12 protein-coding genes are annotated in these 13,848 nt (G+C 59.5%); 8 read left to right on the forward strand and 4 right to left on the reverse strand.

Annotated elements, in window-relative coordinates; all coding sequences use genetic code 11:
* The first annotated feature begins 99 nt into the window (after positions 1–99).
* The 5 genes from ACM6IQ_RS17010 (at position 100) to hisC (ending at position 4,951) form a co-directional block, all read left to right on the forward strand.
* A complete protein-coding gene (locus tag ACM6IQ_RS17010; RefSeq protein ID WP_007901566.1) occupies positions 100–339 on the forward strand; it encodes a BolA family protein in 240 nt (79 codons plus the stop codon).
* A 22-nt stretch (positions 340–361) separates the two neighbouring features.
* Positions 362–1,627 carry a UDP-N-acetylglucosamine 1-carboxyvinyltransferase gene (murA, locus tag ACM6IQ_RS17015; RefSeq protein ID WP_017336551.1) on the forward strand — a complete coding sequence of 422 codons (1,266 nt, stop codon included), beginning with the start codon at positions 362–364 and terminating at the stop codon, positions 1,625–1,627.
* A gap of 170 nt (positions 1,628–1,797) precedes the next feature.
* Positions 1,798–2,433, forward strand: coding sequence for an ATP phosphoribosyltransferase (hisG, locus tag ACM6IQ_RS17020; RefSeq protein WP_007901570.1), 636 nt, complete (start codon positions 1,798–1,800; stop codon positions 2,431–2,433).
* A gap of 125 nt (positions 2,434–2,558) precedes the next feature.
* Positions 2,559–3,896 (forward strand): histidinol dehydrogenase, encoded by a 1,338-nt coding sequence (gene hisD, locus ACM6IQ_RS17025; RefSeq protein ID WP_414879369.1) that lies wholly within the window; start codon positions 2,559–2,561, stop codon positions 3,894–3,896.
* 2 nt (positions 3,897–3,898) lie between these two features.
* The gene (gene hisC / locus ACM6IQ_RS17030) at positions 3,899–4,951 is read left to right on the forward strand and encodes a histidinol-phosphate transaminase (protein WP_414879370.1); all 1,053 of its coding nucleotides are present in this window, start codon (positions 3,899–3,901) and stop codon (positions 4,949–4,951) included.
* Between the two features lie 73 nt (positions 4,952–5,024).
* Here hisC and ACM6IQ_RS17035 read toward each other — a convergent pair whose 3' ends face one another.
* From ACM6IQ_RS17035 to algW, 4 genes are all read right to left on the reverse strand, one after another.
* Positions 5,025–5,420: a hypothetical protein gene (locus ACM6IQ_RS17035; RefSeq protein WP_414879371.1), complete on the reverse strand. Its 396-nt coding sequence runs from the start codon at positions 5,418–5,420 to the stop codon at positions 5,025–5,027.
* 279 nt (positions 5,421–5,699) lie between these two features.
* Positions 5,700–6,419, reverse strand: coding sequence for a DUF4198 domain-containing protein (locus tag ACM6IQ_RS17040; protein ID WP_414879372.1), 720 nt, complete (start codon positions 6,417–6,419; stop codon positions 5,700–5,702).
* Between the two features lie 12 nt (positions 6,420–6,431).
* Positions 6,432–8,537: a TonB-dependent siderophore receptor gene (locus ACM6IQ_RS17045; protein WP_414879373.1), complete on the reverse strand. Its 2,106-nt coding sequence runs from the start codon at positions 8,535–8,537 to the stop codon at positions 6,432–6,434.
* A gap of 87 nt (positions 8,538–8,624) precedes the next feature.
* Complete coding sequence (gene algW, locus ACM6IQ_RS17050; protein WP_017336556.1) at positions 8,625–9,785, reverse strand: Do family serine endopeptidase AlgW; 1,161 nt, start codon at positions 9,783–9,785, stop codon at positions 8,625–8,627.
* A gap of 102 nt (positions 9,786–9,887) precedes the next feature.
* On the opposite strand from algW, the gene ACM6IQ_RS17055 reads away from it, so the two are divergent.
* From ACM6IQ_RS17055 to cysN, 3 genes are all read left to right on the forward strand, one after another.
* On the forward strand, positions 9,888–10,646 hold the full coding sequence (locus ACM6IQ_RS17055; RefSeq protein ID WP_017336557.1) for a Nif3-like dinuclear metal center hexameric protein: 759 nt from the start codon (positions 9,888–9,890) through the stop codon (positions 10,644–10,646).
* 254 nt (positions 10,647–10,900) lie between these two features.
* Complete coding sequence (gene cysD / locus ACM6IQ_RS17060; protein ID WP_414879374.1) at positions 10,901–11,818, forward strand: sulfate adenylyltransferase subunit CysD; 918 nt, start codon at positions 10,901–10,903, stop codon at positions 11,816–11,818.
* 9 nt (positions 11,819–11,827) lie between these two features.
* Complete coding sequence (gene cysN, locus ACM6IQ_RS17065; RefSeq protein ID WP_017336558.1) at positions 11,828–13,726, forward strand: sulfate adenylyltransferase subunit CysN; 1,899 nt, start codon at positions 11,828–11,830, stop codon at positions 13,724–13,726.
* Positions 13,727–13,848: the final 122 nt, after the last annotated feature.

Genomic DNA, 13,848 nt, shown 5'->3' on the forward strand with positions numbered 1-13,848 from the left:
AAGCCCCCCGTCAGAGTCCTGCTTCGCGGGGTTCGCAGGCGCGGGGCTTTTTTGTATGATGTCCGACCCGCGCGCACAGGGCGCCGATTGAGGTTGAGCATGCAGGCCGTAGAAGTGAAGAGCTTCCTTGAAGGAAAGCTGCCAAACACCAAGGTGGAAGTTGAAGGCGAAGGCTGCAATTTCCAGCTGAACGTGATTAGCGATGAACTGGCGGCGTTGAGCCCGGTGAAGCGTCAGCAGCAGGTCTATGCCCATTTGAACCCATGGATCACCGATGGCAGCATCCATGCGGTCACTATGAAATTTTTCAGCAGCGCGGCCTGGGCCGAGCGCACCTGAGCCCAAGGGCGTCGAGATTCTTATGGATAAATTGATTATTACCGGTGGCGCTCGTCTTGATGGCGAGATCCGCATTTCCGGGGCGAAGAACTCTGCCCTGCCGATCCTGGCTGCCACCTTGCTGTGCGATGGCCCGGTTACCGTTGCCAACCTGCCGCACCTGCATGACATCACCACCATGATCGAGCTGTTCGGTCGCATGGGCATCGAGCCGGTGATCGACGAGAAACTGAGCGTCGAAATCGACCCGCGCACCATCAAGACCCTGATCGCCCCGTACGAACTGGTGAAAACCATGCGTGCGTCGATCCTGGTACTGGGCCCGATGGTTGCCCGTTTCGGTGAAGCCGAAGTCGCGCTGCCTGGCGGTTGCGCCATCGGTTCGCGTCCGGTGGACCTGCACATCCGGGGTCTTGAAGCCATGGGCGCGGTCATCGACGTCGAAGGCGGCTACATCAAGGCCAAGGCCCCTGAAGGCGGCCTGCGCGGTGCGCACTTCTTCTTCGACACCGTCAGCGTGACCGGTACCGAAAACATCATGATGGCCGCCGCTCTGGCCAAGGGCCGCAGCGTTCTGGCCAACGCCGCACGCGAGCCTGAAGTCGTCGACCTGGCGAACTTCCTGATCGCCATGGGTGCCAAGATCACTGGCGCCGGCACCGACACCATCACCATCGATGGCGTCGAGCGTCTGCACACCACCACTTACAAAGTGATGCCCGACCGTATCGAAACCGGCACCTACCTGGTGGCTGCCGCCGTGACCGGCGGTCGCGTGAAGGTCAAGGACACGGATCCGACCATCCTCGAAGCCGTCCTGGAAAAACTCCGCGAGTCGGGTGCCGAAATCACCTGCGGCGAAGACTGGATCGAGCTGAACATGCACGGCAAGCGGCCAAAAGCCGTCAACGTGCGTACCGCTCCGTACCCGGCGTTCCCGACTGACATGCAGGCGCAGTTCATCTCGCTCAACGCCATTGCCGAAGGCACTGGTGCCGTGATCGAGACGATCTTCGAAAACCGTTTCATGCATGTGTACGAACTGCACCGCATGGGCGCCAAGATCCAGGTCGAAGGCAACACCGCCATCGTCACCGGCACCGAGAAGCTGAAAGGCGCGCCAGTCATGGCCACCGACCTGCGTGCATCGGCCAGCCTGGTGATCTCGGCGCTGATCGCTGAAGGCGACACCCTGATCGACCGCATCTACCACATCGACCGTGGTTATGAGTGCATCGAAGAGAAACTGCAGATGCTCGGCGCCAAGATCCGTCGCGTACCGGGCTAGTTTTTTGCTGCATGGGCATAAGGATGTGCCCACATGTGGTGTAACAGCAGAGCGCAGTAGCTGTTGCGCCACATGGATGAATTCGTTTCAAGTCGGGGGGCTCCGCCCTCGATGTGTGTCCGGCGCCATTTGTGACCGGGCACGTACCTTGATAAGGACTGACGTTTCCCATGTTGACCATCGCACTGTCCAAGGGCCGCATCCTTGACGACACCCTGCCGCTTCTGGCTGAAGCGGGCATCGTGCCGACCGAGAATCCGGACAAGAGCCGCAAGCTGATCATCCCCACGACCCAGGCTGATGTGCGCCTGCTGATCGTGCGCGCCACCGACGTGCCGACTTACGTCGAGCATGGTGCCGCCGACCTGGGCGTCGCCGGTAAAGATGTGCTGATGGAATACGGTGGCCAGGGCCTGTACGAGCCTTTGGACCTGCGCATTGCTCTTTGCAAGCTGATGACCGCTGGCCGTGTCGGCGATGTCGAGCCCAAGGGCCGTCTGCGCGTGGCAACCAAATTCGTCAACGTTGCCAAGCGCTATTACGCCGAACAGGGTCGTCAGGTCGACATCATCAAGCTTTACGGCTCGATGGAACTGGCGCCGCTGATCGGTCTGGCGGACAAGATCATCGACGTGGTCGACACTGGCAATACGCTGCGCGCCAATGGTCTGGAACCTCAGGACTTCATTGCCGACATCAGCTCCCGGCTGATCGTCAACAAAGCTTCGATGAAAATGCAGCACGCCCGTATCCAGGCGTTGATCGACACCCTGCGCAAGGCAGTGGAGTCTCGACACCGCGGCTGATTCACCTGCGCGACTTTGAGTCGCGCCCGTCTATCCGCCTCATAGCCAGAATCTCAGGTGCCCAAGCGGAAACGACTGCTAAGTTAGGGCGCCTGAGTTTTTGCCATTCCTATGAGGCTCTCGCTATGACCGCACTGACTGCAATTCGCCGACTCAACGCTGCTGATCCGGATTTCGCGCATCATCTGGATCATCTGCTGAGCTGGGAAAGTGTGTCTGACGACTCGGTCAATCAGCGGGTGCTGGACATCATCAAAGCCGTGCGTGAGCGTGGCGATGCGGCGCTGGTGGAGTTCACCCGGCAGTTCGACGGTCTGGACGTCGCCTCGATGGCCGACCTGATCCTGCCGCGCGAACGCCTGGAACTGGCCCTGACCCGAATCACCGTACCTCAGCGCGAAGCCCTGGAAAAAGCCGCGACCCGCGTGCGCAGCTACCACGAGAAGCAAAAACAGGACTCCTGGAGCTACACCGAAGCCGACGGCACCGTGCTGGGCCAAAAGGTCACGCCGCTGGATCGCGCCGGTCTGTACGTGCCGGGCGGCAAGGCGTCTTACCCGTCTTCCGTGCTGATGAACGCGATTCCGGCCAAGGTTGCCGGTGTGACCGAAGTGGTCATGGTCGTACCGACCCCGCGCGGTGAAATCAATGAGCTGGTGCTGGCCGCCGCCTGCATCGCCGGCGTTGACCGCGTCTTCACTATCGGTGGCGCACAAGCCGTCGCCGCTCTGGCTTACGGCACTGAAAGCGTGCCGAAGGTCGACAAGGTGGTCGGCCCGGGCAACATCTATGTCGCCACGGCCAAGCGCCATGTATTTGGCCAGGTCGGCATCGACATGATCGCCGGGCCATCGGAAATCCTTGTGGTGTGTGACGGCAAGACGGATCCGGACTGGATCGCCATGGACCTGTTTTCCCAGGCCGAACACGACGAAGACGCCCAGGCGATTCTGGTCAGCCCGGACGCCGAGTTCCTCGACCAGGTCGCTGCCAGCATCGCCAAACTGCTGCCGACCATGGAGCGTGCCGAGATCATCGAAACTTCGATCAATGGCCGTGGTGCACTGATCAAGGTGCGCGACATGGACCAGGCGATCGAAGTGGCCAACCGCATTGCACCGGAGCACCTGGAGTTGTCGGTGGCAGACCCGCAAGCCTGGTTACCGCAGATCCGTCACGCGGGCGCGATCTTCATGGGCCGTCACACCTCCGAGGCCCTGGGCGACTACTGCGCCGGCCCGAACCACGTGCTGCCGACCTCTGGCACCGCACGCTTCTCGTCGCCGCTGGGCGTGTACGACTTCCAGAAACGCTCGTCGATCATCTTCTGCTCCGAGCAGGGTGCGTCCGAACTGGGCAAGACTGCTTCCGTGCTGGCCCGTGGCGAGTCGCTGACCGCCCACGCCCGCAGCGCCGAATACCGCATCGTTGACGAAGACTTTCCACAAGGGCAGGGGAACTGAGCATGAGTAAATTCTGGAGCCCGTTCGTCAAGAATCTGGTGCCTTACGTGCCGGGCGAGCAGCCGAAGCTGACGAAACTGGTGAAGCTCAACACCAACGAAAACCCGTACGGCCCGTCGCCCAAAGCCTTGGCGGCGATGCAGGCCGAACTGAATGACAACCTGCGTCTGTACCCGGACCCGAATAGTGATGTGCTCAAGCAAGCAGTCGCCCGGTATTACGGCGTGCAGGGCAATCAGGTGTTCCTCGGCAACGGTTCCGATGAAGTCCTGGCGCACATCTTTCACGGTTTGCTGCAACACGATAAACCGTTGCTGTTCCCGGACATCAGCTACAGCTTCTACCCGGTTTACTGCGGCTTGTATGGCATCACGTTCGACGCGGTGCCGCTGGACGCGCAGTTCCGGATCAACCCGGCGGACTATGCCAAGCCAAACGGCGGGATCATTTTCCCGAACCCGAACGCGCCGACCGGTTGCCTGCTGGCGCTGGACGCGGTTGAGCAGATCCTCAAGGCGAGCCCGGATTCGGTGGTCGTGGTGGACGAGGCTTACATCGACTTCGGTGGCGAAACGGCGATCACTCTGGTCGACCGCTATCCGAATCTGCTGGTGACTCAGACCTTGTCCAAGTCCCGTTCACTGGCCGGTCTTCGGGTAGGTCTGGCGGTCGGACATCCGGATTTGATCGAGGCGCTGGAGCGAATCAAGAACAGCTTCAACTCATACCCGCTGGATCGCATGGCGAATGTCGGTGCTGCGGCAGCGTTCGATGATCGTGAGTACTTCGACAAGACGTGTCGCCTGGTGATCGAACACCGTGAATGGGTGATCTCGCAGTTGCAGGGGAAAGGCTTTGAGGTGCTGCCGTCGGCGGCGAACTTCATTTTCGCCCGTCATCCGCAACACGATGCGGCGGGGCTGGCGGCGAAGCTGCGCGAGCAGGGCGTTATCGTTCGGCACTTCAAGCAGGAGCGGATTGCCCAGTTCCTGCGGATTTCCATCGGCACGCCGGAACAGAATCAGGCACTGATTGATGGTTTGGGGAATTTGTAAGACTTCAGTCAGTAATGGGTGCACTGATCGGCCTTGGAAGTCGGAGCCTGATCAGTGCCGTCGCTGTAACGGATCAGCTTTGTACGTCAAACTCGCCGGTAACTGTCCGCGGCGATGAGTCACCTGTGATGAACTCAAATTCACCTTTGGCCTTTTTCATGCCTTCAGTGAACGTCACTGTTATCGAACCGGTTTCAACATGGTGGATGTTCGTACCGTCAAAGAGAACCCACTTATGATCGTTCTTGTTGAAATCAGCTGGATATTTTTTTGTTACTTTTTGATTGTCGACGATTCCAGTCGGAAATCCGATAAAAATTGAAAGCGTGTTTTTTGTCCCGCTGATATATCCGGCAGGTTTTTCCCCCGCAAACTTGTGAAGCTTAACTTCGGCTGCACTAAAGTGAGGGTTCACACTGATTGTTGCATTAAAAGTACCTGAGTCCTTTTGAGATTTTCGTGTGGCCATGAATAAAGTTCCCTTCGGTCAAATTAAGAGCGGAAGACAAAAGTGTCATTCCTTCTGCGGTATTGACGTTAACGACGGGAGCTTTCGAAAGGCACTGTCATAAATGACAGTTTGTTAGCTTTATTTGGAATAAGTTTCTGTTCTTGAATATCAAATACTTCAGGTGTGGCAGGAAGATAGTTCTGGCCGCGAAGAACCCTGACGCGATTTAGCTGTTACGCCACGCCATCGTTCTCCACGGGCAAGTCGGACCGCCGCACCGTTGGCGCCTACAGAGGGTTACTCGTGATGCGGTTCGCCCAGGAACGTCAGCGAACTGAACACCCCGCGCGTCGCGACATCCGGATTGTCCTTCAGCACGATCTCCATCTGCGCCGAAATCACATTCAACCCTTCATTACGTACCACCACCTGCGCACGCCCGTCCTTATCTGTCTCGGTACTCAACGTATTCGGCGCACTTCGATAGTCGCCAATCAACTTCACCCCCGCCGCCGGCTTCCCATCCAATAACACCTGCACGGGCAGCAACTTGCCCGGCCCGACCGTCAAAGGATCAACCTCCGGCAAAATCAGCAGTTTCATCTGATCAAGTGACGGCAATTTCGCCCCCGGTTGGTAGATAGCCAGACTGTATTTGAACGTCTGGGTCGACTCGATTGCGCCCGGTACTTTGCTGCGTCCTTCGTTGATCCATTTTTTATCCGCCGTTTGCGACCACATGCCGTTGTTCAGCGCCACCGCCATCACGGCAGGCGGCTTCAGCGGTTGCAGACGTGCGTGATCGGCCAGGCGTTGCACGGTCACCGGGATCATTTTGCCGCTGGCGTCATACGCCCAGGCGCCGCTGATTTTTTGCGGTTTGAAGGCGTTGTCCTCGGCGCCGTGGCCGTAAACCACTTCGATGTTGCCGCGGCGTTCTTCGGTCCACAGGCCATGGGCCGAGACCTCGGTGGCGAAGAGCAAGCCGAGCAGTGCCATGGGTTTGATAGGGTGCATGGTGACGTCCTTTTAAAGTTCGAGTGTCAGGCTGACGGTGAAGTTGCGGGGTTCGCCGGGATTGACCCAGTAGTTGCTGTAAGAGCGCTCGAAGTATTTCTCGTCGAAAAGGTTGTTCAGGTTCAGGCCCACGGTGACTGTTTCGGTGGCCTTGTAATGGGCCAGCAGGTCAACGGTGTGGTAAGCCGGCAGTTCAAAATCAGTGCCGGCTTCACCCGAGCGATCGCCGACATAAGTGAATGCCGCGCCGAGGTCTGAACCGCGCAAGCGGCCCTCCTGAAATTCATAAACGCCCAGCAGGCTGCCGCTGCGCTTGGCGACGCCAAGGATTCGGCTGCCGGTGGGAATTACCTTGTCGCCCTCGGTGACCTCGGCGTCGATGTAGGCGAAGGCACCGATCACCCGCACGGCGTCGGTCACTTGCCCGGTGACTTGCAGGTCGAATCCCTGGCTACGGGCCTTGCCCATGGCGCGGCTGGTGTCCGTGCCCGGGTCAAGTGCAAGGACGTTTTCCTTTTCAATATGGAAGGCGGCGAGGGTGGTGCTCAAGCGGTCGTCGAACAGCTCGCTCTTGATCCCGACTTCGTAACCGACGCCTTCTTCCGGGTCGAAGGATTGGCCGCCAGCGTCCAGGCCGTTGTTCGGCTTGAACGAGGTGGAGGCGTTGGCGAACAGCCCGACTTCGGGTGTCAGCTGATAAAGCAGGCCGGCCCGTTGGGTCAGTGCGTCGTGGCTCTGGCGGCTGGTGGCACCGCGGCTGTGATCGTCGATGCTTTGCTCGAAATGTTCGAAGCGTGCACCGAGCATGCCGCGCAGTTTGTCGGTAAAGACAATCTGGTCCTGCAGGTTCAGCGCCCGGCTTTCGACGTGTTCAAAGAGGTCGGTGCCGGAGCGCTTGCCGTTAGGTTTCGGCTGACCGTAGACGGGCTGATAAATGTCGATAGCGTAGGGGCCGCCGGCAATGGTCGTGACCCGTTCGTTCTTGCGGAAGTTTTCATACTCGCTGCCAATCAGCAGTTCGTGCTGCCAACTGCCGAGGTCGAACAGACCGCGCAATTCGAGTTGGGTGATGCTGTCGTGCCAGTTTGTGTCGCGCTCGCGATAACGCCGATTCACAGTGTGGCCGTCGGCATTCAGCGGGCGACTTTCGGAAGCGTAGCCCCAGAGTTTGCCTTCCTTGTAATGGCTGGCCAGACGCAGCTTCCAGTTGTCATTGAGGTGGTGTTCGAGGGCTGCTTGCAGCAGATTGTTGTGGTTGTCGATGTTGCCGTCATTGGGTTCGCCAAGGAACGTCGAACGGGACACGCCACTCCATTTGTTATTCGGCGCGACGATGCCGCGATCGAACGTGGAGCTGTGACGGACGAATTCGCTTTCCACCAAGAGGCTGGTGTCCGGGTTCAGTTGCCAACTGAAGGAGGGCGCGACAAACACTCGCTGGCTGTCGACGTGATCGCGGAAGCTGTGGTTGTCCTCAACGGCCAGGTTGATTCGCGACAGCACGTTGGCGTCGTCATCCAGCGGCGTGTTGACGTCGAGGGCGGTGCGATAGCGATCCCAACTGCCAGCGCTGGTTTGCAGGGTGGTGAATGCTTCGGGTTGGGGTTTCTTGGTGACGATGTTGACCGTACCACCCGGATCACCACGGCCATAAAGGCTGGCGGCCGGACCTTTGAGCACTTCGATGCGCTCGATGTTGGCCACGTCCGGTGTGCTCGGGTAACCACGGTTGGCACTGAAGCCGTCCTTGTAGAACTCGGAGGTGGTGAAGCCTCGCACGCTGTATTCGTAAAGCGTCAGGCCGCCGAAATTGTTCTGCTTCGACACGCCGCCGGCAAAGTCCAGTGCGCGCTCGACGCTGCTGCTGCCGAGGTCCTTGAGCACGCTGGCGGGTATCACGCTGATGGATTGCGGGATGTCGCGAAGGGCCGTGTCGGTTTTAGTCGCGCTGGATGAACGGGTGGCGCGGTAGCCTTTGACCGGGCCTGTGGGGGATTCATAGTCGGAGGTGACGCTGATGGCGTCCAGTTCGAGCGGGCTGGAGTCTTCGGCGAAGACCGGATCTGCGAGCAGGCCAAAGGCAAGACCTGCCACAGAAACCATTGTTCGAGACGACATGTTATGTTGTTCCAATAGTAATATTGAAACAATATAACATGTCTAATGAGAATGTATGCTGTTAGCCCGAATCACTCGGGCTAGCGCTTATTCCTCTTCTTTTTCCTTCGCGGGTGCGGGTGGCGGACGCAGGCCGATTTCCGCCGTCAGCTTCAGCTCTTTGCCGTTGCGCATCACCTGAATCGTGACTTTGTCAGTCGGCTTGATGCGTGCGACCTGATTCATCGAGCGACGACCATCGCCCGCCGGTTCGCCATCGATGGCCAGAATCACATCACCCAATTGCAAACCGGCCTTCTGCGCCGGACCGTCACGGAAAATACCCGCGACCACAATGCCCGGACGCCCCGACAGACCAAACGACTCCGCCAGTTCCTGCGACAACGGCTGCACTTCAATACCCAGCCAGCCGCGAATCACCTGGCCGTGTTCGATGATCGACTTCATCACTTCCATCGCCAGCTTCACCGGGATCGCGAAACCGATGCCTTGGGAGCCGCCGGACTTGGAGAAGATCGCGGTATTGATGCCGGTCAGGTTGCCGTTGGCGTCCACCAGTGCGCCGCCGGAGTTGCCGGGGTTGATCGCGGCGTCGGTCTGGATGAAGTCTTCGTAGTTGTTCAGGCCCAGCTGGTTACGGCCGGTGGCGCTGATGATGCCCATGGTTACGGTCTGGCCGACGCCGAACGGGTTGCCGATGGCCAGGGCCACGTCGCCGATGCGGATGTTGTCGGAGCGACCGACGGTGATCGACGGCAGGTTTTTCAGATCGATCTTCAGGACCGCGAGGTCGGTTTCCGGGTCGCTGCCGATGACGCGGGCCAGGGTTTCACGGCCGTCCTTCAATGCGACCACGATCTGGTCAGCACCGCTGGTCACATGGTTGTTGGTCAGCAGATAACCTTCCGGGCTCATGATCACGCCGGAGCCGAGGCTCGATTCCATGCGCTTCTGCTTGGGCGCATTGTCGCCGAAGAAGCGGCGGAACTGCGGGTCTTCAAACAGCGGATGGTTCGGCTTGTTGATGACCTTGGTGGTGTACAGGTTCACCACCGACGGCGCGGCGATGGTGACCGCATCGGCATACGACACCGGACCTTGCTGCATCGTGGTGGTTTGCGGGGCTTGCTGCAGGTTGACGTCGAGGCTCGGAAGCCCGACCCACTGCGGGTAACGCTGGATGATCAACAGAGCGATAAGCACGCCGGCCAACAGCGGCCAGCCGGAAAAACGCAGCGCTTTGAGCATTAAGCACGTCCTGGAAGGTTGCAGGTGGTATGAGACCGCCCATAATGTCGCGCATTATACGAGGCCGCGCGCGCCTCTGAACGGGATATTTAGGAGTCTTTTATGGCCGTCGCCCTGAGCACCCTGGTCGAAGAAGCCGACCGTTATCTGAACAGTGCAAGGATTGCCGATTATTGCCCCAACGGGTTACAGGTTGAGGGGCGGCCGCAGGTGATGCGCATCGTCAGTGGCGTCACCGCCAGTCAGGCGTTGCTGGACGCGGCGGTCGAAGCCCAGGCCGATCTGGTGCTGGTGCACCACGGTTATTTCTGGAAGGGCGAGAATCCGTGCATCACCGGCATGAAGCAGCGTAGGTTGAAAACCCTGCTCAAGCACGATATCAGCCTGTTGTCCTACCATCTGCCACTGGACCTGCATCCGGACGTCGGCAACAACGTGCAGCTCGCGCGTCAGCTGGACATCACCGTCGAAGGTCCGCTCGATCCGGACAACCTTAAAATTGTCGGGCTGGTGGGCTCTCTGAACGAGCCGGTGACACCGCGTGATTTTGCCCGCCGCGTGCAGGAAGTCATGGGCCGCGAGCCGCTGCTGATCGAAGGCAGCGAGATGATTCGCCGGGTTGGCTGGTGCACCGGTGGTGGTCAGGGTTACATCGATCAGGCCGTTTTGGCCGGGGTCGATCTGTACCTCAGCGGTGAAGCGTCCGAGCAAACCTTCCACAGCGCCCGGGAAAACGACATCAGCTTCATCGCCGCCGGGCACCATGCCACTGAGCGCTACGGTGTGCAGGCGCTGGGCGATTACCTGGCGCGACGTTTTGCGCTGGAGCACATTTTCATCGATTGCCCGAATCCGATTTGATTAACACCACAAATCAAATGTGGGGGCGAGCCTGTTCGCGATGACTGCATGACAAGCGACATTGATGTGACAGATACAACACCGCAATCGCGAGCAGGCTCGCTCCCACAGGGGCCTGACCGCCCAAACGAGGGGGTATATTCATATACCCTTTCGATCTAGTTCGCGTCCTGATTAGAAGAGGACGCTGTGCTAGGATTCCTCGCTCGAACACGGCCCGCTGGCCGTCCATAAGATCGTTTTCGTGAGTAGCCATGGTCGACAAACTGACGCATCTGAAACAGCTGGAGGCCGAAAGCATCCACATCATCCGCGAGGTCGCCGCCGAGTTCGATAACCCGGTGATGCTGTACTCCGTCGGTAAAGACTCCGCCGTGATGCTGCACCTTGCGCGCAAGGCATTCTTCCCGGGCAAGCTGCCGTTCCCGGTGATGCATGTCGACACCCGGTGGAAGTTCAAGGAAATGTACGCGTTCCGCGACCGCATGGTCGAAGAGCTTGGCCTTGACCTGCTGGTGCACGTGAACCCCGATGGCGTCGCGCAGGGCATCAACCCGCTGACCCACGGCAGTGCCAAGCACACCGACATCATGAAAACCGAAGGCCTGAAACAGGCTCTCGACAAGTACGGCTTCGACGCCGCGTTCGGTGGCGCTCGCCGCGACGAAGAGAAATCCCGTGCCAAAGAGCGCGTGTATTCCTTCCGCGACACCAAGCACCGCTGGGACCCGAAAAACCAGCGTCCAGAGCTGTGGAACGTCTACAACGGCAACGTCAACAAGGGTGAATCGATCCGCGTTTTCCCATTGTCGAACTGGACCGAACTGGACATCTGGCAGTACATCTACCTCGAAGGCATCCCGATCGTGCCGCTGTATTTCGCCGCCGAGCGCGACGTCATCGAGATGAATGGCACCTGGATCATGATCGACGACGAACGCCTGCTCAATCACCTGAGCGACAAAGACAAGGCGCGCATCGTCAAGAAGAAAGTCCGTTTCCGCACACTGGGTGACTACCCGTTGACCGGTGCGGTCGAGTCCGAGGCCACCAGCCTGACCGACATCATTCAGGAAATGCTCCTGACGCGAACTTCCGAACGCCAGGGCCGGGTCATCGACCACGATGGCGCAGGCTCGATGGAAGAAAAGAAACGTCAGGGTTATTTCTAAGGGGTTGTCATGTCGCACGTATCTGATTTGATCAGCGAGGACATCCTCGCCTACCTGGGCCAGCACGAACGCAAGGAAATGCTGCGCTTTCTGACTTGTGGCAACGTCGACGACGGCAAGAGCACCCTGATCGGGCGCCTGCTGCACGACTCCAAGATGATCTACGAAGATCACCTGGAAGCCATTACCCGCGACTCGAAAAAAGTCGGCACCACCGGCGAAGACATCGATCTGGCGTTGCTGGTCGACGGCCTGCAGGCCGAGCGTGAGCAGGGCATCACCATCGATGTCGCCTACCGCTACTTCTCCACCGCCAAGCGCAAATTCATCATCGCCGATACCCCTGGCCATGAGCAGTACACCCGCAACATGGCCACCGGTGCGTCCACCTGTGACCTGGCGATCATCCTGGTCGACGCCCGCTACGGCGTGCAGACTCAGACCCGTCGCCACAGCTTCATTGCCTCGTTGCTCGGCATCAAACACATCGTGGTCGCCATCAACAAGATGGACCTCAACGGCTTCGACGAAACCGTGTTCGAGTCGATCAAGGCCGATTACCTGAAGTTCGCCGAAGGCATCGCGTTCAAGCCGACCACCATGGCCTTCGTGCCGATGTCGGCGCTGAAGGGCGACAACGTGGTGAACAAGTCCGAGCGCTCGCCGTGGTACACCGGCCAGTCGCTGATGGAAATTCTGGAAACCGTCGAGATCGCCAGCGACCGCAACTACACCGACCTGCGTTTCCCGGTGCAGTACGTCAACCGTCCGAACCTGAACTTCCGTGGTTTCGCCGGCACCCTGGCCAGCGGCATCGTGCACAAGGGCGACGAAGTCGTTGTGCTGCCGTCGGGCAAGAGCAGCCGCGTGAAATCCATCGTCACCTTCGAAGGTGAGCTGGAACACGCCGGTCCAGGCCAGGCTGTCACGCTGACCATGGAAGACGAGATCGACATCTCCCGCGGCGACTTGCTGGTGCACGCCGACAACCTGCCGCAAGTGACCGACGCCTTCGACGCCATGCTGGTGTGGATGGCCGAAGAGCCGATGCTGCCGGGCAAGAAATACGACATCAAGCGCGCCACGAGTTACGTGCCGGGTTCGATCACCAGCATCGTCAACCGTGTGGACGTGAACACCCTGGAAGAAGGTCCGGCCAGTGCGCTGCAACTGAACGAAATCGGTCGGGTCAAGATCAGCCTCGACGCAGCCATCGCGCTGGACGGTTACGCCAGCAATCGCACCACCGGTTCATTCATCGTCATCGATCGTCTGACCAACGGCACCGTCGCGGCTGGCATGATCATCGCTCAGCCGTTGGCGCATGGCAGCAGCACGCACCACGGCAAACTGGCACACGTCGCCACCGAAGAGCGCGCTCAGCGTTTCGGGCAGCAGCCGGCCACCGTGTTGTTCAGCGGTTTGTCGGGCGCAGGTAAAAGCACCTTGGCCTACGCGGTTGAACGCAAGCTGTTCGACATGGGCCGTGCGGTATTTGTGCTCGATGGCCAGAACCTGCGTCATGACCTGAACAAAGGTCTGCCACAGGATCGCGCCGGGCGTACCGAGAACTGGCGCCGTGCCGCGCACGTTGCGCGTCAGTTCAACGAAGCCGGTTTGCTGACGCTGGCCGCTTTCGTTGCACCGAGCGCCGAAGGTCGCGAGCAGGCCAAGGACCTGATCGGCAAGGAGCGTCTGCTGACGGTCTACGTCCAGGCCTCGCCGACAGTCTGTGCCGAGCGTGATCCACAGGGCCTGTACGCGGCGGCCGGGGATAACATCCCGGGCGATTCCTTCCCGTACGACGTGCCACTGGACGCCGACCTCGTGGTCGACACCCAGTCGTTGTCGCTGGAAGAAAGCGTCAAGCAAGTGCTGGATCTGCTGCGTCAGCGTGGCGCGATCTAAGCGTCAGCCGCGCAATAAAAAACCCGCCGATGAGTGATCATCGGCGGGTTTTTTTATTCGGCTCAACTCGGTCAACTGTGGGAGCTGCTAGCGATTGCGGTGATTCAGGCAATAAATCTGCT

Source organism: Pseudomonas sp. IT-P100 (assembly GCF_949767185.1).
Lineage (GTDB): Bacteria > Pseudomonadota > Gammaproteobacteria > Pseudomonadales > Pseudomonadaceae > Aquipseudomonas > Aquipseudomonas fluorescens_B.

What these genes read in the sequence shown, in the direction of transcription:
- ACM6IQ_RS17045 (WP_414879373.1), bottom strand. Translation starts at nt 8,537, where the DNA reads ATGTCGTCTCGAACAATGGTTTCTGTGGCAGGTCTTGCCTTTGGCCTG.
- ACM6IQ_RS17035 (WP_414879371.1), bottom strand. Translation starts at nt 5,420, where the DNA reads ATGGCCACACGAAAATCTCAAAAGGACTCAGGTACTTTTAATGCAACA.
- ACM6IQ_RS17040 (WP_414879372.1), bottom strand. Translation starts at nt 6,419, where the DNA reads ATGCACCCTATCAAACCCATGGCACTGCTCGGCTTGCTCTTCGCCACC.
- murA (WP_017336551.1), top strand. Translation starts at nt 362, where the DNA reads ATGGATAAATTGATTATTACCGGTGGCGCTCGTCTTGATGGCGAGATC.
- cysN (WP_017336558.1), top strand. Translation starts at nt 11,828, where the DNA reads ATGTCGCACGTATCTGATTTGATCAGCGAGGACATCCTCGCCTACCTG.
- cysD (WP_414879374.1), top strand. Translation starts at nt 10,901, where the DNA reads ATGGTCGACAAACTGACGCATCTGAAACAGCTGGAGGCCGAAAGCATC.
- hisD (WP_414879369.1), top strand. Translation starts at nt 2,559, where the DNA reads ATGACCGCACTGACTGCAATTCGCCGACTCAACGCTGCTGATCCGGAT.
- algW (WP_017336556.1), bottom strand. Translation starts at nt 9,785, where the DNA reads ATGCTCAAAGCGCTGCGTTTTTCCGGCTGGCCGCTGTTGGCCGGCGTG.
- ACM6IQ_RS17010 (WP_007901566.1), top strand. Translation starts at nt 100, where the DNA reads ATGCAGGCCGTAGAAGTGAAGAGCTTCCTTGAAGGAAAGCTGCCAAAC.
- hisG (WP_007901570.1), top strand. Translation starts at nt 1,798, where the DNA reads ATGTTGACCATCGCACTGTCCAAGGGCCGCATCCTTGACGACACCCTG.
- hisC (WP_414879370.1), top strand. Translation starts at nt 3,899, where the DNA reads ATGAGTAAATTCTGGAGCCCGTTCGTCAAGAATCTGGTGCCTTACGTG.
- ACM6IQ_RS17055 (WP_017336557.1), top strand. Translation starts at nt 9,888, where the DNA reads ATGGCCGTCGCCCTGAGCACCCTGGTCGAAGAAGCCGACCGTTATCTG.